Here is a 1,502-nt window from a genome sequence, read left to right on the forward strand (position 1 = left end):
GGGACGGCAGCACGACCTACCGCCCGCTCCAGCCGGTGAACCGGGACGCCATGGCCGCATTCATGTATCGCTACAACAGCCGGTTTGGTTCCCAGTAGCCCTCCGATCGGCAACAAGGACGCAGATCCGCGCTTGCACGTGGTGGAGGTACACAGCATCTGACGCAGCTGCTGTGGACGCAGATGCGGATGCAGGTGCACGAACAAAGGGCCAGGCGTCGAGTACCGTGTATAGCACTCAACGCCTGGCTGGCCCTATTGGCTAGTTCGTTCCGAACTTCGCGTCGTACCTGAAGGACATAAACGCCGCCATGGCGTCCCGGGAGAAGAGGTTGACCATACCGTAGAGTCGCATCTGGGCAGTCAGGGCTTCCGGCTAGCACGACGGCACCAGCCGGGCTACGTGCACCCGCCTCGCCTGTGCCATCTAGGACTAGGGCTGGCACCAGCTACCGGGCCTTTGCTCGGATGAGTCCTGCTGCCAGAAGGCCTGCCGCGCCTAGTGATGCCAGCGTGCGGCAAGGGCCACGGCGTAGTCGGTGATTGTCGTCGGTAAAGCCACGACAGTCCTTACCGGTACCCGTCCACGATCGCTGCGGCGATCTCCTTGTAGGCGCGCCGGGTCTCGGGCTTCAGCACGTCCAGGGTAACCAGGTCTCCGTCGGCAACGCCGCGGTCGTGCGGGACGGCGATGAGCTCGCGGCAGATACCCGAAAGGTGTTCCTCGATGGCGTCCTTGTCCACGCGGGAGGACACCTCGTCCTTGTCGGTGATGACCACAATCGCGTTCCGGGCCAGGTCCTCGTACCCGTGGCTGGCCAGCCAGTGCAGCGTGCTGCGGGCACGCTTGGCGCCGCTGACCGCATAACCGGCGGCGATCACCAGGTTGTCCGCGGACTGGAGGATACCGCTCATGGCGTTGTGGGTGACGCCGGTGCCGCAGTCGGTGAGGGCCACAGAGTAGTACGCGGCGATGAGCTTGCGGATGCGCAGGTACTCCTCGGCGGTCAGCGAGTCCGACACCTCCGGGTCCTGCTCCCCCGCGATCAGATGCAACCGGCCGGCGTGGTGCATGTACCGGGCCAGGGCAGTGAGTGAATCGACGGACTCGATGTTCCGGAGCAGGTCCGTGATGGTGCGCGGACTGGCCTGCTGGTAAATACCCTCCCCCAGGGCGCGCTCCACAAGATCGCCGGAGTCAGGGTTTGCGTCAATCGCGCAGGGCGCGTCGCCGCGGTACTCGGCCAAAGTCAGGCCCACGCCCACGGTGGTGGAGGTTTTACCGATGCCACCCTTGAGGCTCAGCACGGCCGTGTTGTAGCTGCCCTGCAACTGCCGGGAGATGCGCCGGCCCAGTTCTTCCTCCTGGCGCTGCTTGGCGCCGGGGCCCATGTTCCAGGCCCCGCCGGTCATGTTGAAGACTGCACCTCGGAAACCACCCACCGGCCTCGGCTTCTGCTCCTTGACAAACAGGCCCGGCGAGCTGATGAAGTCCGGCATCGG

General features: G+C 65.2%; 1 protein-coding gene. It reads right to left on the bottom strand.

The genetic code is table 11. From position 1 onward, the window contains the following. Positions 1-569: 569 nt before the first annotated feature. A partial coding sequence (locus AC5RWX_RS33200; RefSeq protein ID WP_494100414.1) for a MinD/ParA family ATP-binding protein occupies positions 570-1,502 on the bottom strand: 933 nt, incomplete at its 5' end.

Source organism: Arthrobacter sp. SPT-J7 (genome assembly GCF_059089965.1).